Origin of the sequence: Hahella sp. HNIBRBA332 (assembly GCF_030719035.1) — a bacterium.
Taxonomy (GTDB): Bacteria; Pseudomonadota; Gammaproteobacteria; order Pseudomonadales; family Oleiphilaceae; genus Hahella.
Genome location: NZ_CP132203.1, coordinates 5,986,819 through 6,005,107, shown reverse-complemented (window position 1 = coordinate 6,005,107; position 18,289 = coordinate 5,986,819). Strand labels below are relative to the sequence as shown.

General features: G+C 50.1%; 24 protein-coding genes and 2 pseudogenes. 14 read left to right on the top strand and 12 right to left on the bottom strand.

Annotated elements, in window-relative coordinates:
- Positions 1–143: 143 nt before the first annotated feature.
- A pseudogene (locus O5O45_RS26555) lies at positions 144–713 on the top strand (IS3 family transposase); the annotation flags it as partial.
- A 283-nt stretch (positions 714–996) separates the two neighbouring features.
- Here O5O45_RS26555 and O5O45_RS26550 read toward each other — a convergent pair.
- Positions 997–1,137, bottom strand: a complete 141-nt coding sequence (locus O5O45_RS26550; protein WP_371747893.1) for a hypothetical protein — start codon at positions 1,135–1,137, stop codon at positions 997–999.
- A gap of 226 nt (positions 1,138–1,363) precedes the next feature.
- On the opposite strand from O5O45_RS26550, the gene O5O45_RS26545 reads away from it, so the two are divergent.
- The 4 genes from O5O45_RS26545 (at position 1,364) to O5O45_RS26530 (ending at position 3,369) form a co-directional block, all read left to right on the top strand.
- The gene (locus tag O5O45_RS26545) at positions 1,364–1,840 is read left to right on the top strand and encodes an SMI1/KNR4 family protein (RefSeq protein ID WP_305902318.1); all 477 of its coding nucleotides are present in this window, start codon (positions 1,364–1,366) and stop codon (positions 1,838–1,840) included.
- A 136-nt stretch (positions 1,841–1,976) separates the two neighbouring features.
- Entirely contained in the window at positions 1,977–2,363 is a 387-nt protein-coding gene (locus O5O45_RS26540; protein WP_305902317.1) for a DUF4267 domain-containing protein, read from the top strand.
- 123 nt (positions 2,364–2,486) lie between these two features.
- A complete protein-coding gene (locus O5O45_RS26535) occupies positions 2,487–2,879 on the top strand; it encodes a GFA family protein (protein WP_371747892.1) in 393 nt (130 codons plus the stop codon).
- Between the two features lie 46 nt (positions 2,880–2,925).
- Positions 2,926–3,369, top strand: coding sequence for a GNAT family N-acetyltransferase (locus O5O45_RS26530; protein ID WP_305902316.1), 444 nt, complete (start codon positions 2,926–2,928; stop codon positions 3,367–3,369).
- A gap of 641 nt (positions 3,370–4,010) precedes the next feature.
- Here O5O45_RS26530 and O5O45_RS26525 read toward each other — a convergent pair.
- Positions 4,011–4,277, bottom strand: a complete 267-nt coding sequence (locus tag O5O45_RS26525) for a transposase (RefSeq protein WP_305902315.1) — start codon at positions 4,275–4,277, stop codon at positions 4,011–4,013.
- Between the two features lie 19 nt (positions 4,278–4,296).
- Complete coding sequence (locus O5O45_RS26520; RefSeq protein ID WP_305906251.1) at positions 4,297–4,374, bottom strand: hypothetical protein; 78 nt, start codon at positions 4,372–4,374, stop codon at positions 4,297–4,299.
- Between the two features lie 350 nt (positions 4,375–4,724).
- Here O5O45_RS26520 and O5O45_RS26515 point away from each other — a divergent pair, with 350 nt between their 5' ends.
- Positions 4,725–5,114 (top strand): GFA family protein, encoded by a 390-nt coding sequence (locus O5O45_RS26515; protein WP_305902314.1) that lies wholly within the window; start codon positions 4,725–4,727, stop codon positions 5,112–5,114.
- A gap of 105 nt (positions 5,115–5,219) precedes the next feature.
- Positions 5,220–5,618, top strand: coding sequence for a GNAT family protein (locus tag O5O45_RS26510; RefSeq protein WP_305902313.1), 399 nt, complete (start codon positions 5,220–5,222; stop codon positions 5,616–5,618).
- Positions 5,619–6,236: 618 nt separating this feature from the next.
- Here O5O45_RS26510 and O5O45_RS32060 read toward each other — a convergent pair.
- The 8 genes and pseudogenes from O5O45_RS32060 to O5O45_RS26475 all read right to left on the bottom strand — a co-directional run.
- A pseudogene (locus O5O45_RS32060) lies at positions 6,237–6,449 on the bottom strand (hypothetical protein); the annotation flags it as partial.
- Positions 6,450–6,593: 144 nt separating this feature from the next.
- A complete protein-coding gene (locus tag O5O45_RS26505; RefSeq protein WP_305902312.1) occupies positions 6,594–7,145 on the bottom strand; it encodes a hypothetical protein in 552 nt (183 codons plus the stop codon).
- Positions 7,146–7,423: 278 nt separating this feature from the next.
- Positions 7,424–7,987, bottom strand: a complete 564-nt coding sequence (locus O5O45_RS26500) for a hypothetical protein (protein ID WP_305902311.1) — start codon at positions 7,985–7,987, stop codon at positions 7,424–7,426.
- Positions 7,984–8,205, bottom strand: a complete 222-nt coding sequence (locus O5O45_RS26495) for a hypothetical protein (RefSeq protein WP_305902310.1) — start codon at positions 8,203–8,205, stop codon at positions 7,984–7,986. The genes O5O45_RS26500 and O5O45_RS26495 overlap by 4 nt, the downstream gene beginning before the upstream one ends.
- 383 nt (positions 8,206–8,588) lie before the next feature.
- Positions 8,589–9,140 (bottom strand): RadC family protein, encoded by a 552-nt coding sequence (gene radC / locus O5O45_RS26490; protein WP_305902309.1) that lies wholly within the window; start codon positions 9,138–9,140, stop codon positions 8,589–8,591.
- Between the two features lie 414 nt (positions 9,141–9,554).
- Positions 9,555–9,992: a LacI family transcriptional regulator gene (locus O5O45_RS26485; RefSeq protein WP_305902308.1), complete on the bottom strand. Its 438-nt coding sequence runs from the start codon at positions 9,990–9,992 to the stop codon at positions 9,555–9,557.
- Positions 9,989–11,344, bottom strand: a complete 1,356-nt coding sequence (locus tag O5O45_RS26480; protein ID WP_305902307.1) for a recombinase family protein — start codon at positions 11,342–11,344, stop codon at positions 9,989–9,991. The genes O5O45_RS26485 and O5O45_RS26480 overlap by 4 nt, the downstream gene beginning before the upstream one ends.
- On the bottom strand, positions 11,341–11,832 hold the full coding sequence (locus tag O5O45_RS26475; RefSeq protein WP_305902306.1) for a DUF2924 domain-containing protein: 492 nt from the start codon (positions 11,830–11,832) through the stop codon (positions 11,341–11,343). Before O5O45_RS26475 ends, O5O45_RS26480 begins: the two co-directional genes overlap by 4 nt.
- A gap of 35 nt (positions 11,833–11,867) precedes the next feature.
- Here O5O45_RS26475 and O5O45_RS26470 point away from each other — a divergent pair, with 35 nt between their 5' ends.
- The 7 genes from O5O45_RS26470 to O5O45_RS26440 all read left to right on the top strand — a co-directional run bounded on the left by O5O45_RS26470 (position 11,868) and on the right by O5O45_RS26440 (position 17,904).
- The gene (locus O5O45_RS26470) at positions 11,868–12,026 is read left to right on the top strand and encodes a hypothetical protein (RefSeq protein WP_305902305.1); all 159 of its coding nucleotides are present in this window, start codon (positions 11,868–11,870) and stop codon (positions 12,024–12,026) included.
- Complete coding sequence (locus O5O45_RS26465) at positions 12,019–12,267, top strand: hypothetical protein (RefSeq protein WP_305902304.1); 249 nt, start codon at positions 12,019–12,021, stop codon at positions 12,265–12,267. The genes O5O45_RS26470 and O5O45_RS26465 overlap by 8 nt, the downstream gene beginning before the upstream one ends.
- Positions 12,268–12,332: 65 nt before the next feature.
- Entirely contained in the window at positions 12,333–12,788 is a 456-nt protein-coding gene (locus O5O45_RS26460; RefSeq protein ID WP_305902303.1) for a CopD family copper resistance protein, read from the top strand.
- 1,088 nt (positions 12,789–13,876) lie between these two features.
- The gene (locus O5O45_RS26455; RefSeq protein ID WP_305902302.1) at positions 13,877–14,287 is read left to right on the top strand and encodes a hypothetical protein; all 411 of its coding nucleotides are present in this window, start codon (positions 13,877–13,879) and stop codon (positions 14,285–14,287) included.
- Positions 14,284–16,461, top strand: coding sequence for an AAA family ATPase (locus O5O45_RS26450; RefSeq protein ID WP_305902301.1), 2,178 nt, complete (start codon positions 14,284–14,286; stop codon positions 16,459–16,461). The genes O5O45_RS26455 and O5O45_RS26450 overlap by 4 nt, the downstream gene beginning before the upstream one ends.
- A gap of 844 nt (positions 16,462–17,305) precedes the next feature.
- The gene (locus O5O45_RS26445) at positions 17,306–17,596 is read left to right on the top strand and encodes a ParB N-terminal domain-containing protein (RefSeq protein ID WP_305902300.1); all 291 of its coding nucleotides are present in this window, start codon (positions 17,306–17,308) and stop codon (positions 17,594–17,596) included.
- Positions 17,593–17,904, top strand: a complete 312-nt coding sequence (locus tag O5O45_RS26440) for a DNA-methyltransferase (RefSeq protein ID WP_305902299.1) — start codon at positions 17,593–17,595, stop codon at positions 17,902–17,904. Before O5O45_RS26445 ends, O5O45_RS26440 begins: the two co-directional genes overlap by 4 nt.
- On the opposite strand, the gene O5O45_RS26435 is transcribed toward O5O45_RS26440, so the two are convergent.
- Positions 17,874–18,236, bottom strand: a complete 363-nt coding sequence (locus tag O5O45_RS26435; protein ID WP_305902298.1) for a hypothetical protein — start codon at positions 18,234–18,236, stop codon at positions 17,874–17,876. The genes O5O45_RS26440 and O5O45_RS26435 overlap by 31 nt on opposite strands.
- Positions 18,237–18,289 lie beyond the last annotated feature (53 nt).

Sequence of the window (18,289 nt, the reverse complement as noted above, 5' to 3'; positions counted from 1 at the left end):
GCCATTTTGTTCCAAAAGAGTGGAAATTATAAACTAATCTATCAGTAATCAAACGCGCCCCACAATGCAGGCATCATCCTGCGTAATAAATGCCGCATCATCCAATAACCACAGTGAGTCGCCCCAGGTTTGTCGGAGGCTAAATTCCCGATGAACCGGCCGACAAGCCGCTGGATCTGGTTAATCGCAACTTCAGCGCTGAGCGCCCGAACCAGTTGAGGGTCGCAGACATCGCCTACGTTGCAACCTGGTCAGGCTTCGTTTACGTGGCCTTCGTTGTGGACGTTTTCTCACGCTATATCGTAGGCTGGCGTGCGCTCAAAAGTCTGCAGACGGGTATTGTGCTTGATGCCTTAGAGCAGGCGCTGTGGGCGAGAGAAAAGCCCAAGGGGGTCATTCATCACAGTGATCGCGGCAGCCAGTACCTGTCGATCAAGTACACTGAGCGCCTAGCTGAGGCGGGGTTTAAGGCCTCTGTCGGAAGCGTAGGAGATTCCTACGATAACGCCCTGGCGGAAACCATCAACGGCTTGCACAAGGCGGAGGTTATTCACAAAAAAGGGCCCTGGAAAGGGCTGGATGAAATAGAACAGGCGACCCTCACCTGGGTGGAGTGGTTCAACAATCGTCGATTGTTACAGTCGATAGGAGATGTGCCTCCCGTCGAATACGAAAACCTGTATTATCAACAAGCCGAGTCTGCAGTTGCATGACTCAAATAAAACTGCCTCCGACAAAACCGGAGCGATTCACTACCACCAGTTCCGAGTTCAGCATTTAAGCAGTAATTAAAGCTTCTGCATCCGCCAACAATCACTGCGGTCTGCAAGGCTTTATGGAACAAAAAATCACTCCTCCCCACGCCAGCGCGGTTTTCGTAAATGCCGAGTTTGTGAAAAGGGAGTTAGGCTCTAAGTCCCAGGGGGAAAGGTTTTGGATAGATCAAGAATTCCATTATTGAATGCTTTGGAATCAAGCTGTAACAGCCAATCTAGCTTAACCTGATTTATTTCGGTCCAGAGGACTCCCAGTTTCCGCGTAATGATTTCCCAAGACGTGTGTATAGGTTTGAATTGCACTAACATCATTGTGTCCTAATAATCCCTGAACTGTCCTGATGTCTGTGCCCGCTGCCAAGAGATGAGTAGCGTAAGAATGACGAAATGTGGGCAGTTGACACTGCTTGCGTCTTTCTCCGCCCGTCGCAAGAGCTTGCGAACAACTGTGTCATGGAGATGCTGTCGGCACAGGATGTTCGTTAACGAAGGAGTCAAGATACTCGCACGTTTTTTCGTAAATGAGGTAGTTTGACTTTCCGGGATTTTTGCACTGGCATCAGTGGGCTGGAGGAACTATCTTCAAAGTGTTGGAATGGGAAAACGCGCATACACGATATACAAATGTTAACCGTTTAAATATGATCAGCGAAGAATCGAAGAAAATAATCCTTGATCTCTGGGCAGCAAGAGAGCCAGATATTACTTATTCTGCTGCGAGTAAATCGCAAATCGAAGAGTTCGAGGGGGCATGTCGAGAGATACCTGAAGACTATAAATGGTTTCTTTTAAACTGCGGAGGTGGCGTCATTGGCTCTGAGTGGGTAGATCAAATCGACGAATTGCATTCAACTTATACTAAGTTTGATGAAGAGTGTGTTATTGAAAACGGCTGGACTATTGGTAATTGCTTTATCATCGGATGGGACGGTTCAGGAAGTCCGATCGCAATAGATCCAGATGGCCGAATAATTGTAGAGTGGGAGGCCGATAGCGAGATTTATCTATTGGCGTCTTCATTAGAAGAATGGTTATTAAATGGTTTGGCGCCAAGCAACGGCTAACAAATCAAAGCACGCGGACTTGGCAAAGATGTCACCTTTTTGTTCCAAAAAAATCCGCCAGCTTCACCAAACCAGTGTTTGAGGCGTTAGGCGGTCGTAGAATTAGCCAAATACAGTTACAGGAAGAATAATAAGTATGCTGAGTAAAATTGGATTTACGTTAGTACTACTGATGGCCTTGCTACAGGGTTTTTATTCCATTTTCGCTTATTTAGATCCAGTGGCATTTTCCGCTGTTCGGGGTACTGTTTTAGAGTCGCAAGGCGATTTAGATTGGGTAAAAATATATGCTTCTCGTACCTTGTTCGTTGCACTTATAATAATGTTTTTGCTTTATCTTCGGAACTTCAAAGTACTCTTATGGGCTACATTATTCGGCACTGTAATGCCAATCACTGATGGTTGGCTTGCTTATCAGGCGGGAGCTTCGACCGATATAGTTGCTAAGCATGTGGTTACAGTAGTTTATCTAATTGCTACATTTATGGTTTTGCAAATGGTTGTAAAAAGAGAAAATGCCTAACAAGCACCATCAAGCGGACTTGGTCAAGCTGTCACCATTTATGCAAAAACATGCATAATAATGCCGCCTTCTTACCGCAATCCGTAGCGGCAGGCGTTATACCCATTTACAGGAAATACGAGAATGATTAAAGGTAGCTGTTGCTGTGGCGCTGTCCAATTCGAGTTAAGTGAAGCTCCCACCATGTTGGGCACATGCCACTGTACTCGTTGTAGAAAAGTTGGGGCAAGTGCTATAGCTTTCGTTAAATCCAATGCGCTCAAAATCACGCAGGGTCGAGATAAAATATCCACTTACAGGGCAATCCCTCCGTACAAATACGATCGGTGTTTTTGTTCGGTTTGCGGTTCAGCTCTCGGAGAAATCCTCTCTCAAGAGGAGTCGTTTCCAATAGCCGCGAATTGTATTGATGACGTAATCGAAATTGAGAACCAATTCCACGAATTCGTCTCCGAAAAGCCAAATTGGCTTAAAATCGCTGATTCTGCGAAACAGTTTGATGGCCATCCATCCTAAAGCATTAAACAATCGAGGATATAACAATGCCTTAGAAGTCCGAATAATGAACATCGAGTTAGTGTCAGAGAACGATTTTGGGATTCTGAAAGGTATTGCCAAAGAAGCAATTGAAAGTTCAGTTGATGTCCCGGTAGAAATTAAAGCTGAAATTATTGCAAATACGTTTATACATATTGAGAAAGGTGTCCAAAAAGAAAGCAATGTATTTTTAAAATGTATGTCTGAAGAGGTGCTGGGCTTTATCTTGGTGCAGGATTCTTGGAATTTGTCAGATCTTTTTGTTACTCCAGTCAATCACGGTTGTGGTGCTGGTCGTTTATTGCTTAGCGAGGCGGTTAGTAAATGCAGGCCTAAAAATACTAGAGGCTACATCCGTGTAAACTCTTCAAAAAATGCTGAAGGTTTTTATCGTAAATTTGGGTTTAGTTCTTACTTTCCGAGCAAAGAAGTTCCAAATTTTGTGGTTCCACTTATTTACCGCTTCTAACAAGGCCGGGCAGCATCGCCCCACTGCGTGGGATGGACAGCTTACACTCCGCACCTTTTGTGTTTCGCTACGCTCATTTTTACACAAAAGATGCTCCATACAAGCTGCCGCTGCTGGCGGCGTTAAGCCCTCAAGTGCGGATTCAAGCAATTAGCCATATCGGCTTCTGTACCAAAATCTGATTAGATGCCGTTTTGGTGACCTCCGAGGACGCTATGTGGACATGTGTGTCCAATTTTCGGAATTGTGATATCTCTATATTTTTTAGTTTTCTGAAAATCAAAGAGAAATATTAATCATATATTCTATGTGAATGTTGAGAGGCCGGATTAGCAACCAAGCATCCGGTCAGCGTGCTGTGAAACCTTCTACTTAGTGAAAATTCACTCCTCCCCACGCCTGCGCGGTTTTCGTAAATGCCGAGTTTGTGAAAAGGGAGTTAGGCTCTAAGTCCCAGGGGGAAAGGTTTTGGATAGATCAAGAATTCCATTATTGAATGCTTTGGAATCAAGCTGTAACAGCCAATCTAGCTTAACCTGATTTAATTTGGTCCAGAGGACTCCCAGTTTCCGCGTAATGATTTCCCAGGACGTGTGTATAGGTTTGAGTTGTACTATTAACCATGCATCGATATAGGTATTTTATGCCGCATATTTGATGCTTGGGTGATTAAAGTATTTCTTCACCCTCGCAGGTTTCTTTTGCAACATGCACATATGTGATCGGGTTTTCTTTTTCAGATCTCCTTTCCTTCGCGCCGGCTTACCCCCATGTACTCCTGCTTTTAAGTCACAATTCAAGTACTCGTCCGGGTTCAGTTCCGGGGAATAGGCGGGTAAATAGAATACCTCAATATGATCCCGGTTCTCCTCAAGCCAAGCTTTCACCGCCTTGGCGTGTATAATCATGCAGGCATTGTATCGATATCTATATCGATGCCTGATTAATAACATCATTGTGTCCAAGTAATCCCTGAACTGTCCTGATGTCTGTGCCCGCTGCCAAGAGATGAGTAGCGTAAGAATGACGAAATGTGGGCAGTTGACACGGCTTGCGTCTTTCACCGCCCGTCGCAAGAGCTTGCGAACAACTGTGTCATGGAGATGCTGTCGGCACAGGGTGTTCGTTAACGAAGGAGTCAAGATACTCGCACGTTTTTTCGTAAATGAGGCAGTTTGACTTTCCGGGATTTTTGCACTGGCATCAGTGGGCTGGAGGAACTATCTTCAAAGTGTTGCAATGGAAAGATGCGCATGCGAGATATACACATGTTATACATCATCGGGCACTGTTTATTCATACAGTCGCTGTGTCACTCTTTTGCAGGCGAAATATCTTTTACCTAAAGGTGTGACATGATTAAGGGAAGCTGTTGTTGTGGAGCGGTTCAATTTGAATTGACCGAAAAGCCTAGCATGATGGGCATGTGTCATTGCAGCCGCTGCCGTAAAATCGGGGCTAGCTCTTTGGTATTCGTAAAATCTGATAAATTTGATATCACTACTGGCCGCGATAAAATTACAGTCTACAAGGCCGTGGCACCATACAAATATGATCGGTGTTTTTGTTCGGTTTGTGGCTCTGCTCTTGGCCAGGTTCTTTCGGAAATGGGGTCTTTTCCAATAAATGCAAATTGCATAGACAGTGAAATCGAAAATCAGTTTCATGAGTTTGTTTCTGAGAAAACTGGCTGGTTAAAAATTGGCGATAATGCCAAACAGTTTAATGAACACCCGCACGAGTAATAGGAAAAATGTATAACAAGTTGCAGCACTTCGCACCTGCGGTGCCGGACGCTCATACCTCGCGCCGCTGTGCAAAGCGTTATGTGAAGGACGGCGGAAACAAGAATGTTAGAAGTGCGCGAAGTTGAATTTGAGAGTCCGATCGCTGAAGCTTTGCTTAGGATGTTCAAAAAAGAATGGCCTGACTTAACATCGTTCGAGCGAAAAAAGAATGAAGTTGTGATACCCAAACCGCTCGGCGCATTTGAAAAGGAGTCGCTAGTTGGTGGAGTGTCGTTCTGTGGCTATATCGGGCTAAACGGTGAAGGTACGGCAATTTGGGTAAACGCTGTTTATACCTACCCTAGTAAACGTAAGTTGGGGGTAGCAAGCTGCTTAATAAAAGAAGCAGTATCTCGAACGCCTAAACTATATGCTTTAACGCACATACCAAAGTTATACACAAAACTTGGCTGGCGTATAGTCGGCAATACAAGTGAAGGAATTCAGCTTCAAAGTTGGTAATTCACAGGTGAATTAGACAAATAGTAGTAACACTGATCCTACCCATCCATATCGGTTTTTGTTTCACCGTCTGATTAGATACCCACTTTGCCAACTTGCGTGGATGCTTTGTGGACACATTTACATTATTTGAACAGTTCTGGCTCCATCAAAACCACTCAATCCACGCCCTCACACGGAGGGCGACAGGACAGTCTCCACAGGTTTTCATATTTTCTCAGCCCAAGGCTAATTGTTGCCTCTACACCACTTGAACAATCCAAACTCCAGAGTGAATTAGCAAACAACTTCTGGTTGGGGCGCTGTGCCACATCAAAAGGTAGTCCCAATGTACAACTACCTTTTGTCCGTTAAATATAGATGCTTTTTTAAAAATCTTGGTGGAAATATGAGCAATCCATTGCGTCCCCTCATTTTGTTGGAGGGTTGGAAACGATTCATTTAACAGGCATAAGGTCAATTACCGACCAATTAGGAGGCCCGAGTTAGATACCCATCATGAATAACGCCTGCTATTTGGCTTGGTTGTTATGACATTGGGAGTTTTAGCCATGCACAACAACGAATCTCTTGCCACCCTGACCGGATTTGGCGCACCAATTTCGCCGGTAGCTTCCTCCGACGAAACCATAACAGGCCACATGCCAATTGCAGCAATCCCAGATAGCTGCAGTCCTTCTTGTCATAGCGAATAAGATCGCTGCCCAACTCGACGATGTGGGGAGACGCAGCCTTTAACGTTTCTCCAATAACGTGCCAAAAGAGCGTCGAGCTGTCGCAGGAGCCTTTGGTTAATTGCGGATAAATGCGCTCGTCAATGGCGCAGTCGACTAGTGTGTAGTAATGACGAAAGCCGGGGCAGTGGCCCTTTAAAGTGGATAAATTGAAAAAGTCCTAGATTCTGTACAATTCTTCCTGAGCTTAAAGTGTCACCGAAAGTTGAGCAGCCAAGAACAAGCGCCCCAGTCGTAGCTCCTATAGGTCTCCGTTACCCGGTAGTAAACTATCCTGATCGAAAGTCGAACTAGCTGCTGGCTTTGCTTTAGGGACAACTACTGGGTGTTTTAGATAGCTTTCCTCCCCCATTTCACTGAGCCAGTTCAGCCAGATGTGATTACTGAACTTGATCTTGAACTCGTCATTTTCATTTAGGTTGGAGGCGTTACGAACTGCCTTTAAGAACACTGGATCTAGCTCCGGGACCCTGTAGTTTAAGGACCTGATATGTTCCAGAAATTGAGGGGGGAGCAATAGATGATGGGCTTCAACATAGTGAGCCAGTCCCTCAGGCCAATACCACTCTCCATCAGTCAGTTCTGCAGCGCCAAGCGGACTACTCTCTGAGTGTTCACATTCAAAGCGGCAGCGTGCGTACCCGAGCCAACCATCGCAGCGCGCGGCATTCTTCAGGTAATTTATGATGCTTTCTTTGTCAGAACCAATATCTCCGCACAGATAGCTTGGAGTAACTCCGTTTTCATAATTATTCGACCAGAAGCCGATTTCATTCAGAGAGGTGACGATCATGTTTATTCCTATGCGACAGTAGAACATGAACCATTGGGTGCGAAGGTTTCAAATCCTTCCCCTACAGGACGCAAACAAGAATTTAGCTCTTCATTCGTGAGGGGGGGGCGACCCTTCGCTTCAGTGCGCTGGGTAACCTTCTGTTCATCTAATACTCGTACAGCGCGTAGTAATGACGAAAGCCGGGGCAATGTTCTTTGAAGTGTTGCAAGCTAGAGGTGTCCAAAATAAAACTATCCTATCACGTGCCCCTCACATGATAAGTGAGTAAGCAGAAATCAGAATTTTTGATTGTCGTCGTCCCCAAACATCAAGTGAGCCATTGCTATGGGGTCGTAGTCAGGATCGAATTTATGCACCTTCTTAGGCACGATGACGGGCGATTTTAAATACTCGTCTTCTCCCATTTCTTTTAGCCATGCATTCCATTCGTGCGAGCTGACCTTAAGCTCGACATCGCTAGCTTCAAAAAGGTCCTCATGCACCCGAGCTAAATCCTTATCAATCTCTGGGAGGACGAAGTCTATCGACACCAGATGATCAATAAACTTCCTGGGTAACAACAGATCGTGCTTCTCAACATAGTGATAAAGGCCCTCAGGCCAAATCCATTTGCCGTCTGTCAGATCTGCACTACCAAGCACATTCGTTTCCGAGTCTTCGCATTCAAAACGGCACCTGGCATAGCCTAAAAATGACATGCCTCGAACTCCATTTTTCAAATAACCAATCACTTTGGCTTTCAAGTCTGAATGAAGTTCGCCACATAGATACGTTGGGGTCACTCCGTCCTCGTAACGATCAGACCAGAACCCAATTGCCTCTAAAATGAATGTTTTCATGATTCTTTCTCCGGAAAGAAAACAGTGCCGTCTTGGCCTTTAGGGTAATTCAAAGCCCTTTGCTGTGCTCCTGTTAAGTCTTCGGGCTTAATATTCGCACCCTCTCCGTTAAAGAACTCGGCAGCTTTTTTCTCATCGACGACGCGTACGTCACCATTTGATTGCACTGCCATACCTCCACCTGCAAATACAGGAACGCCAGCTGCATTAGCCAACACTTGGAGGGCGCTTCCTGGAACTTGGCAGCATGCGAGAACCTCAATCCTATCGGGAGAAATTCCATATTTCTTATGGACCGGCGCAGTCAATAATCTCCCCAACAAATTGCTGAAGAAGCAATTCGTCGATATCTCCCTGAATATGTGCCTGACGCTGCACTTTGCGATAGCCTTGAAACGTCATTGCTAAGCGGCGAAATCTCTCATAAAGAAGCCAAAACATATCGTGGATTGAGCTTAAAAGAGATCACACGTCTAATGAGCCAATCGTCAATGGAGTATCAGCTAAAGAGGATGAAGTCCCGAGGCTGGTGACTTTTGCCTATTGGAAAGGTTAGCGAGTGAAACGACGGGACGTGTCTATTCCCGTCGTCATAGAGTTTTTACATTACTGGCTCGGGCAGTTTCCGTGGCCGTTTCCCAAAAAGACCCTGCGCCGCCATGCTCACGACTTGATCCCCTCCCACCACAAAGTGGTCGATGAGTGGAATTTCAACAAGCATCAACGCTTGCAGCAAGCGGTAGGTAATGAGCTGGTCGTTCACGCTAGGTTTGGGATCGCCAGAGGGATGATTGTGGGCGACGATGACTTTCGCAGCGTTATGGCGTAACGCCGCTTTCACCACTTCGCGAGGATAAATATGGGCCTCGTCGATCGCGCCACGGAATAGCACTTCGTAGGCGATCAATCGGTTCTGAGTATCCAGGAAAAGTCCCACGAACGTTTCGCGTGGCTCCGGCGCCAGATGCATCATCAGATACTCTTTCACTTTACCCGGGTCATCCATATTGCAGGAATGACGTTTAAACCGTTGCGCCAGAGCGCGTTTGGCGGCCTTTAAAACGATGTCCGAATCCAGGGGCACGGATAGGGTAAATTCCCCGGTGCGCCTGTTCAAATGAAGCGTGGCCGTAGTAGACTCGACGTCAGCCATGATCAACTCCGTGTAAGTTGGTTGTGGTTAGTCGGCGTTGGGTGTGTCACCACCTAGCGCCGGCGATTAGAGGTAGCCTATGAACGCGTAATCCGCGAGGGATTGCAACTGGATTACCTCTCCAATGCACACGTCGGCCTGAACCTTGAAAATCTTCTTCCTTTCATACATGTCCGATCAGCTCTAACCACTACACGACGTCGAGGTCGCTGTGATGGCGAGTCGGCGCTGGAAAGGCCCGCTCAGCGCCAACGCTTTTAGGAAGGTAGGCGTTCTCCCGCTCGCTGCTTCGAAGCTTCCAGCCGCCTGTTCAAGCTTCGCGTTCAACTGCTAAACTCCCAAGGGACCGCTATGACTCCAGTGTTCTTATCGTGGTCCGTCGGCGTTGGGTTCGGCTACTCAACGCCGACTCTTTCAAACTTTTCCCATCCCTGCCCTTTCTCTTTGCTCCTCCCACAACAACGGTGGATCGATTGTCAGACCGGTAAACGATATGTGACTGGGCAGCGAGTCATCAAGAATGGCCGCCACGATGTCAGGAGGCAATAAGGTCAAGTTCAGAAAGCGGCTGAGATAGCTGATGTTCATGCCTTCTTTCTTCGCCAGATCGCTGACATTGCGCGCTTCTCCCGATTCAAGACGGGCCGCCAGACAATGCCCTCGGATCAAGGCCATTTGTAATGGCGTCTGCATTGTGTCCCAGGGGCGATCGCCGCTTTCGCTTTGAGGAAGGGTGACTAATTTACGTCCGCCTCGGCGTTTTATCCGAATGGGAATAAACAAGGTTGGAGCGCCGTTACTCGCTAAAATGGTGCTGGTGCGTCCCGTGATTTTTATGCTTCCTCCACTCACGCCACATTCTCCTCTGTGAAATGATTGGTGTTGGCGCACAGCTCCTGGGTTATTTGTTCAATGCCATTCATGCGAAGTCTCACCTCTAAACTCATGGGCGTGAATATGATTTTCTCCACCAGCAGGCGCACGATGCGGGACTGCTCCGCCGGAAACAGTTGCTCCCAAATGGCGTCCAGTTGCGTCATCGCGACAGTGACCTTGGCCTCGTCCAGCTCAGGGTCCAGGTGCGCGCCCATCGATGAAATATCCTGCATCAAAGTCGGAGAGCACAGATAGCCGCGTAATTGCTCCAGTACAGCGGACTCGAGTTCGGCCGCGGGTAAGCGAGGCAATCCGGATGCGCTGGCGCCCTCCCTCTCGTCTCGTTGTGGAATGTAGTATCGATAACGCTTTCCGCTTCTCTTAGTGGTGTGCCAAGGCGTCAGCGCCCGGCCTTCGGAATCGAAGATAATGCCTTTCAGCAGGTAGGGCACTTTGGCGCGCAAGGTGTTTCCGCGAGAGCGGTGATTTTTACGTAGAATCTCATGAGCTTGATCCCACAACTCAGGACTGATGAGAGGAGAATGCTTTCCCTTGTACCAAGCTTTCCGATGCCTGATTTCACCGAGGTAGACCCGGTTGGTGAGCACTCGATAGATCATCGTCCTATCAAGTGGTTTTCCTTCACGAACACGGCCATCGCTGGTCGTCCAGGACTTGGCGGTAACGCCCTGCTGGCGCAGCTCTTTCATGAGGGAAGTGCTGGAGCCCAATGCGATGAAACGCTGAAAAATATGACGGATCAGCTCTGCCTCACGATCATTGGGGACGAGATAACGTCCATCCAGGTCATAGCCAAGCGGCGGTATGCCGCCCATCCACATCCCTCTGCGCTTACTCGCGGCAATCTTATCGCGAATGCGCTCTCCAATGACCTCGCGTTCGAATTGCGCGAAGGAAAGCAGCACGTTCAGCATCAGCCGCCCCATCGAGGTGGCGCTGTTGATCTGCTGAGTCACGGATACGAAAGACACGCCACTGCGATCCAATACGTCCACGATTTTGGAGAAGTCGGTAAGGCTACGAGTTAAGCGGTCAATTTTGTATACGACGATGATATCCACCTTGCCGGTTTCCACATCGCTAAGCAGGCGCTGTAGAGCGGGACGCTCCATATCGCCGCCGGAATAAGCGGGATCGTCGTAGTCATCCTCAACAGAAATCCACCCTTCCGCACGTTGACTGGCGATATAGGCGTGTCCCGCGTCCCGTTGGGCGTCAATGGAGTTGTACTCCTGTTCAAGGCCTTCCTCGGTGGACTTGCGGGTGTAGACGGCGCAGCGCAGTCGACGTCTAATAGCATCACTCATCGTTTGCCTCCCTTGCACACACCTTTTGGTTTCGAGGCTGACTTAAGTCCGAAAAAACTCGGTCCAGACCATCGTGTTCCGGTGATCTCCCGGGCGATCATGGACAAGGACGGGTAGAGACGCCCCTGAAACTCGAATTGTCCATCAACCGTCACCACCACCCGATACTCTACCTCCCTGAATTCACGGGTCAGCACTGTACCGGCCGGGGGCCGGTTGACGGAAGGCTTCCTGGATTGGTCGGTCGCTTCCGCCAATGCGGAGATACGTCGTCGATTGTTGTCCAGCAGCTCAGGGTTGAGCTTGCGAAACTCCACTTCCTGAATCCGATAGGCGATGCGGCGCACAAGATAGGTTTTCACATGGGTGGGCGCCTCTTTGTCGAAGAGCTCGCGCCAAAGTGCGCGGAGCTCCTGTAAAGACAAATTAGGTAACGCAGCCACCTGGGCGGTGATAGAAGGTGTTTTCTTAAATTCCAAAGGGTTCATTTTTTCTCCGCTCTTTCAGTTTTTGACGGAGTTGGATGAACGCTTCCTTCGTCCCGGAAGACAAGTCCCACCCTGCTCTCTTTTTGATAATTCGTCTCACGCAGGCGGATGAGCCCATGGGCGAGAATGAAGGCGATTTCCCTACAGCGTTGTTCAGCGCTCATATTCTCTGGCGGAATGGCTTGAATGGGTAAAGGCGAGTATGACGGCATGGTGGGCGGCCCGATTTTCAAACTTATTGATGGAAGCGTCATTATCGGGTTGAGCCGCCCATCCGGCCATGAGGGAGTTTCAGGCCGTTGCGAACAGTTGCGGGGGATTGCAGGCCGTTGCGGAAACGGCGGTAAAAATTTAATGTTTCTCTGCCCCTCACCGATGGCGCCGGCAGGGGAAATGTCACAGCCCCGGAAAGAACTTGATCTTGATCATAGGTAAAGCATTCATTCGAACATAGCATGGTTGAGAATCATTATCAGACGCGATTTTTCCTGGGAGATTGCATGATTTACGGTATTCTCGTCACGCTACACCTGCTGTGCGTCATCGTGTTCATCGGAGCCGTCGCCTTTGAAGTGCTGATGATAGATGGCGTACGCGGACGCCTCCCTGCTGGATGCTTGGGACGGCTGGACGAGGAAATTCAACGTAGGGCGCGGAAGATCATGCCTTGGGTTGTGGGGCTGCTTTTCCTTAGCGGAATCGCAATGGTGGGAGTGGCGCATCGTGTTGCGGTGACGCATGCATTGACCAACCCTTTTGTTAATCTGTTCGGTACGCTGCTCAGCGTGAAAATTTTACTGGCCTTAAGTGTTCTAGCGCATTTTGTGCTGGCTATCAGGCGATCCGCATGTGGAGCCATGACGTCCAAATTGTCCCGATATATTCACCTCAGCGTGCTGTTCCATATGATAGCGATCGTCATCCTGGCCAAAGGCATGTTTTACATTCATTGGTAGCGGTCTCCTCTCATTTGAGCTCACATGGAAGAGGGTACGCATATTCAGGGTTTTAACGGAAGATTTACGCGTAATACCCTGTTAATAAAGAATAAAAAAGGGTACGCAAGGCCTCGTGGATGGCGACTTTATCTCGGACATTTAACGTTGAATAGAGGCTCTTTCAGCGTCTTGCGTGCGTCCAATTGACAACCCCAGGGATGCCTGCGCGCCACCCTGAAAAAGCGCTCTCAGGCGCCGAGAATGCGTTGTTTCGCTAGGGATAACGTCCGCCCTCCACTCGGTTGGGGCGGCAGGCGCCGTAGAATCGAGAATAAGCGCCGCCCTCACCGCCTTCAGCCACGATTTTCCAGGGTGGCCGTTTTGCCCGGATTTCCACTAGGTTCACGCTTAACTACTTGTAATACAATTGAAAACCAGGCTGGCCGATTTTGTCTTGATGGAAATAGGAGTGGGTCCACCGGTTTGGAGCTCCAGGTCCAGGCGAGGGAAAGATATAAATAGCTCTTGTCCGCCGTTGATTTCTCCTGGAAGGGGTAATTCGCTTTGTGGACATGGTCCATTTTTTGGTGGAGTCACCCCACCACCTCCCCAAATAATATCCGCCGACTCGCACGAAGTCGAGGCTGACCTCCCCCGGCAATAGGGTAGCGGAGCCTCAAACACCACGAACCGCAAGGCATGCGGATTGCGCCACGCCTTTCGGTTGCTTGTCGCTTGGTGACAGATTCCAGAGTTCCCGGAGGGTTGACTGATTAACCCCCACGCGTGCGCGCCTTATAGGAATAACCGTTGAACCATCCGGCATCTTCTGAAACTGTCACCAGCGCACATTGTCGGTAGGTTCTGGCGGTAAAACTTTCGCCGTGTATACAGCCGCTAGATCGGCGCTTCCCGAAAACAAAAAGGGGGGCCCCGTACTACGGGTATCCTTGATGGCCCGCAAGATAGGGCGGCTTGTGATAAGCCCATCTGAGTTGTCCCGATACCTTATCGCTGGCCCTCCACCTCTTCCTATTCAATTTTTTTTCCACAACTCAGTTAGTTTTAACATGCCATTGCAGGCTATTTAAGGTTACTGCTGGAGATTGCTGGAAACGCCCATTGAAACGGGGATTTCAGCGGCTTCACAGAACGTTCAAACTACAGAAAAACCTGCGCTGGAGTGTGATGGAGACCAGGTCGGAAATACCTGGAAGAGTCCCATATTAGCGGAGGGGCTGACGGCAATAATTGATAGGAGTGAAGCACTTAGCGTGAAGCAAACTAGTAAGCAGTATCAATCCTTGTTGCGAAAGTTTCGTCGTGCTCTCAAACAGGGTGGCATGCCCGTATTGATGAACGCCCTCTTTGGTGAAGGAGGTTGGGCATACGATAAAGCAGAGCATCTCTGGATCGCACCCGATCGTAAGTACCTAGGTCCCGGCCGCAAATACTACTGCGTTCGTGAGAACGGCGACTGGTTTAAAGCCTATTTTCCGGAGGGGGACTATCAGTGAGCTGGTTGGACTTCAATGATGTTGCGAGTCCCGCACTCTCTATGCCGCCTCGTTGCGACGCTCAGCAACTGAAAATGCAATTGCTGGAACGCCTTCCTGATGCGCTGTCCCATCTGTTTCCCAATGGCAAGGTTCGCGGCGCGCAATTTTTTATTGGCGACCTGCAGGGAAACCCAGGTAAAAGCCTAGTGGTTGAGCTTGCCGGTCCCAAAATGGGAGTCTGGATTGACTTCGAAACTAACGAGTCCGGCGACGTTCTCTCGCTTTGGGCCGCAGTTAAAGGACTGGATGCTCAAGGTCAGTTTCCAGAATTAAAGCGCTCAATTACGCATTGGTTGGGAAGCACGGATACGGTGGACGGCAGGTATGAACAGCGACAGGCGGAGAGGGGCAAGTCTGCGCCTGTCATGGATGAATTGGGGCCATACACTGCCAAATGGGATTACCTAAACGCTAACCGCGAGTTGATCGCCTGCGTATATCGCTATGATCCACCATCGGGTAAAGAGTATCGCCCCTGGGATGCTCGGGCGCGTGCTTGGCGGGCTCCAGATTTGCGCCCCTTGTATAATCAACCCGGCATCGCACAAACGGATCGGGTGGTGTTGGTGGAAGGCGAGAAATGCGCCCAGGCGCTGATCGATGCAGGTATTTGCGCCACCACGGCGATGAATGGAGCCAAAGCGCCAGTGGGCAAAACCGACTGGAGCCCGCTGATGGGCAAGCATGTGGTGATCTGGCCAGACCGCGACAGACCGGGCTGGGAGTATGCGGAAAGCGTGGCGCCCGCTTGTGTGAAGGCTGGAGCGGCCTCCGTAGCCATCCTAGCTCCGTCACCGGATAAACCCGAAAAATGGGATGCGGCGGACGCCATTGCCGAGGGCTTCGACATAGAGGGCTTTGTTACCCACGGCGAGCGTCGGATCATCAAGGCAACGCCACACCGCTTGCCCTCTTACACACTGGGGGAACTGCTGGATGACGATGCCCCGGTTCCGCCGGACCTCATTGCGCCACGTGTACTCACACCGGCAGGTACTTTGGTGTTCGGCGGCGCTCCCAAAGTGGGCAAAAGCGACTTCTTATTAGCATGGCTGACGCATATGGCGGCGGGCGCCAGCTTCCTCGGCATGACGCCCGCAAGGCCGTTACGTGTGTTCTACCTACAAGCGGAGGTGCAATACCACTATCTGCGTGAGCGAGTGAAAGCATTACGTTTACCGTCCCATCGTATGGTGGAAGCGCGTACGAACTTTGTCGCAACCCCACAATTACGACTCGTCCTTGATGAGGATGGACTTGCTCAAGTGATTCCAGCGATCACCAATGCCTTTGGCCCTGAAGGACCGGATATTATCGCTATCGATCCCATCCGCAATCTGTTCGACGGTGGAGAGGCTGGCGGCGAAAACGATAACGGCGCCATGCTGTTTTTCCTGTCGCAACGCATTGAGCGACTACGCCAAACGGTAAATCCCAATGCAGGAATTATCTTGGCTCACCATACCCGTAAGCTCGGTAAACGACAGTTAGAAGAGGACCCATTTCAAGCGCTGGCGGGAGCCGGTAGCCTACGAGGGTATTATTCAACAGGAATGCTGTTGTTTCGACCCGATGAGGCTAACTCAGTAAGGCAGATGTACTTTGAGCTGCGTAATGGCGCCCACATCCCTCCTAAGTATGTCGACAAACTCGAGGGAGAATGGCGCGAGGTATCTTCCAGTGAACGTCTGGTTATGAAAGATTATGGGGAGCGCCTGGATGCGGAGCGACGTCGCAAACGAGACAATATTCTGCAGATCTTGTTCGAAGAGGCCGCTAAAGGTAAGTGTTATACAGCTAACCAGTTCGCAGAGTCTTTTGAGGGGGTAGCAGGCTTAGGGGCCAATCGCACCATTAACGAGCGGCTTTCCGTATTAGCGACTAAAGGGTATATAAAGTTCTTCCGAAACCCCGGGGATTATGGCCTGCCAGCCGTCGGCCGCAGCAAGTTTGGGTATATGTGTGTGGAGGGCATGGCGTTACTAGGAGGCCCAACCAGCGCAGGCGCGGATGAGGACGTTCTCGCCGGGGCCGCTGTTCGACCAACCCATTACAAGTGTCCTAAAACAGGTTCGCTCTTGCCAGTGGAAAACCCGGAAATCTGGGTCTATCACGAGGAGTTAGCGCCATGATTAGCCTACGGACATTCTATGGACAAAGCCCCGAATTCACTCTGCAATCTGAGCCAGTTTGCTGCAATCTGCAATCTGGCTGCAAACTTAAATAGAATAAAAACAATTGGTTAGGTGAGTTTTTAGTTTGCAGGCGTTAAGTTTGCAAAACCCTCTGCAAACTGAGACGAAATCCAGCAACGACGCGGTCTGCGGGGCCGTTTTCAGTTTGCACGCAGACTACTACCCCTTACAGGGGTAGTAGAGACCTCACGCATAAGCGCAGAGGTCTCTACCAAAACACGAAGACTATTGCCGCCGAAAACCTGAGCGATTGGTCTCATGAGATAAGTGTCTCGATGGACACGCTCAACATAATCCAGTCCTTAGACTTGGGCGTCGTTATTTTCCGAGGGTAGGAATAGTTTTAAACAACTCCTGCGGAAAACGTAGTACTGGTGCAGGGTTGGCGTGAAATTAGAGGTAGCGTAAGTGCATGGTTTTGCTACCATAAGCACCGGTCCACGTAATAGTGAGTTCACCTCCCCGCTATGGCAGCCGCCAGGCGATTATTTGGCCTATCTGGGCACCTTTTGGGCTCCCGATGGGTCCTTCCTGGCCATGAGTCGAAGCGGGGGGCGACAGCGCCGCGTTTGTTTAGCGTCAGCGCTAAAAACGAGGTTGGCAGGGGTTGCGGTTCGCAGTTCCCAAGGCTCCGACGAAAAGCTATCTTTCTCCAAACGCCACGTACGGTGTGGTTTTCAGGGAAAAGCCCAGATCTCCATATATGAATCAAGGCGCCAACCGGGTGCGAACCTGAGCGCTAATCCAAGGCGCCAACCTTGAAAGTGAAAACCTGACCCCCTTGTCCGTGGATGACGGAGAGAACGGCGTTGTCGCCAGCCACGGGCGCTTACTGGCGGCGAGAAAACTAGGAATGGTGGACGTCCCGATCATTGAGCTTGCGCATTTGTCGCCGACGCAGAAACGCGCCTATATCCTCGCGGACAATCAGCTGACCTTGAAGGCGGGCTGGGACGAGCAATTGCTGCGTGTTGAACTGGAGGCGCGCGTCGACACTGGTGCGGTGATCGCGATCAAGGCGACGTATGGCAAATTAAGAAGCCGGCGAAAAACGATCTGCACCCCACCATGAAGCCGGTGGAACTGGTGGAGCGCGCCATCCGCAATTCCAGCCGACCGGGAGATATGGTGCTTGACCCATTTGGCGGTTCAGGCACCACATTGATCGCAGCGGAAAAGTCTGGGCGCGTCGCGCGCCTGATCGAGCTTGATCCCAAGTACGTGGATGTTATCGTGCGCCGCTGGGAGGCGTTCTCTGGCGGGCGGGCGACGCTCGCCGGCTCGAATCGATCGTTCGCGGACGTGGCGGCTGAGCGCGAGGACCACCGCGAAGGGACCTTCCTGAACGGTCAGATCTCCTCCGCGATGCGTTCGCAATAAATCACAAATCCAGTCAGGAAGGGCTGATTGGCCGCGATACCGTACTGCATGCTGGTCAACGGCCCGATGGACCATTCCATCCAACGGGCCGTGACGCTGTTGATGGCCTCCTCTAACGGGCGGTCGTTGAGACGCCTCTCGATTACATCGTCCGCGAAATGCCGTCCATAACCGCTTTCCAAGAAGCGGCGGACCGACTCGACAGGTTGCCCAGTGGCGTTGGCGATGGCGGTAACCGCCAGGGGCCACGCAGCTGCAGCGTCTCCGCACATGGCTCCATGGAATCCTCTGGAGGGACGGTGTGGAGCGGGAATCGCATTGATATTTTTCATCTTGGGCTCCTCTCTTAACCTCGAGGCCCGCGAACAATCCAGACGCGTGCGGA

Excerpts from the sequence above, each read along its gene's own strand:
- O5O45_RS26475 (WP_305902306.1), bottom strand. The coding sequence starts at position 11,832 with ATGAACCCTTTGGAATTTAAGAAAACACCTTCTATCACCGCCCAGGTG.
- O5O45_RS26480 (WP_305902307.1), bottom strand. The coding sequence starts at position 11,344 with ATGAGTGATGCTATTAGACGTCGACTGCGCTGCGCCGTCTACACCCGC.
- O5O45_RS26500 (WP_305902311.1), bottom strand. The coding sequence starts at position 7,987 with ATGAAAACATTCATTTTAGAGGCAATTGGGTTCTGGTCTGATCGTTAC.
- O5O45_RS26540 (WP_305902317.1), top strand. The coding sequence starts at position 1,977 with ATGCTGAGTAAAATTGGATTTACGTTAGTACTACTGATGGCCTTGCTA.
- O5O45_RS26465 (WP_305902304.1), top strand. The coding sequence starts at position 12,019 with ATGGGTAAAGGCGAGTATGACGGCATGGTGGGCGGCCCGATTTTCAAA.
- O5O45_RS26515 (WP_305902314.1), top strand. The coding sequence starts at position 4,725 with ATGATTAAGGGAAGCTGTTGTTGTGGAGCGGTTCAATTTGAATTGACC.
- radC (WP_305902309.1), bottom strand. The coding sequence starts at position 9,140 with ATGGCTGACGTCGAGTCTACTACGGCCACGCTTCATTTGAACAGGCGC.
- O5O45_RS26510 (WP_305902313.1), top strand. The coding sequence starts at position 5,220 with ATGTTAGAAGTGCGCGAAGTTGAATTTGAGAGTCCGATCGCTGAAGCT.
- O5O45_RS26440 (WP_305902299.1), top strand. The coding sequence starts at position 17,593 with ATGAAGCCGGTGGAACTGGTGGAGCGCGCCATCCGCAATTCCAGCCGA.
- O5O45_RS26435 (WP_305902298.1), bottom strand. The coding sequence starts at position 18,236 with ATGAAAAATATCAATGCGATTCCCGCTCCACACCGTCCCTCCAGAGGA.
- O5O45_RS26535 (WP_371747892.1), top strand. The coding sequence starts at position 2,487 with ATGATTAAAGGTAGCTGTTGCTGTGGCGCTGTCCAATTCGAGTTAAGT.
- O5O45_RS26460 (WP_305902303.1), top strand. The coding sequence starts at position 12,333 with ATGATTTACGGTATTCTCGTCACGCTACACCTGCTGTGCGTCATCGTG.
- O5O45_RS26505 (WP_305902312.1), bottom strand. The coding sequence starts at position 7,145 with ATGATCGTCACCTCTCTGAATGAAATCGGCTTCTGGTCGAATAATTAT.
- O5O45_RS26530 (WP_305902316.1), top strand. The coding sequence starts at position 2,926 with ATGAACATCGAGTTAGTGTCAGAGAACGATTTTGGGATTCTGAAAGGT.
- O5O45_RS26525 (WP_305902315.1), bottom strand. The coding sequence starts at position 4,277 with ATGATTATACACGCCAAGGCGGTGAAAGCTTGGCTTGAGGAGAACCGG.
- O5O45_RS26470 (WP_305902305.1), top strand. The coding sequence starts at position 11,868 with ATGAACGCTTCCTTCGTCCCGGAAGACAAGTCCCACCCTGCTCTCTTT.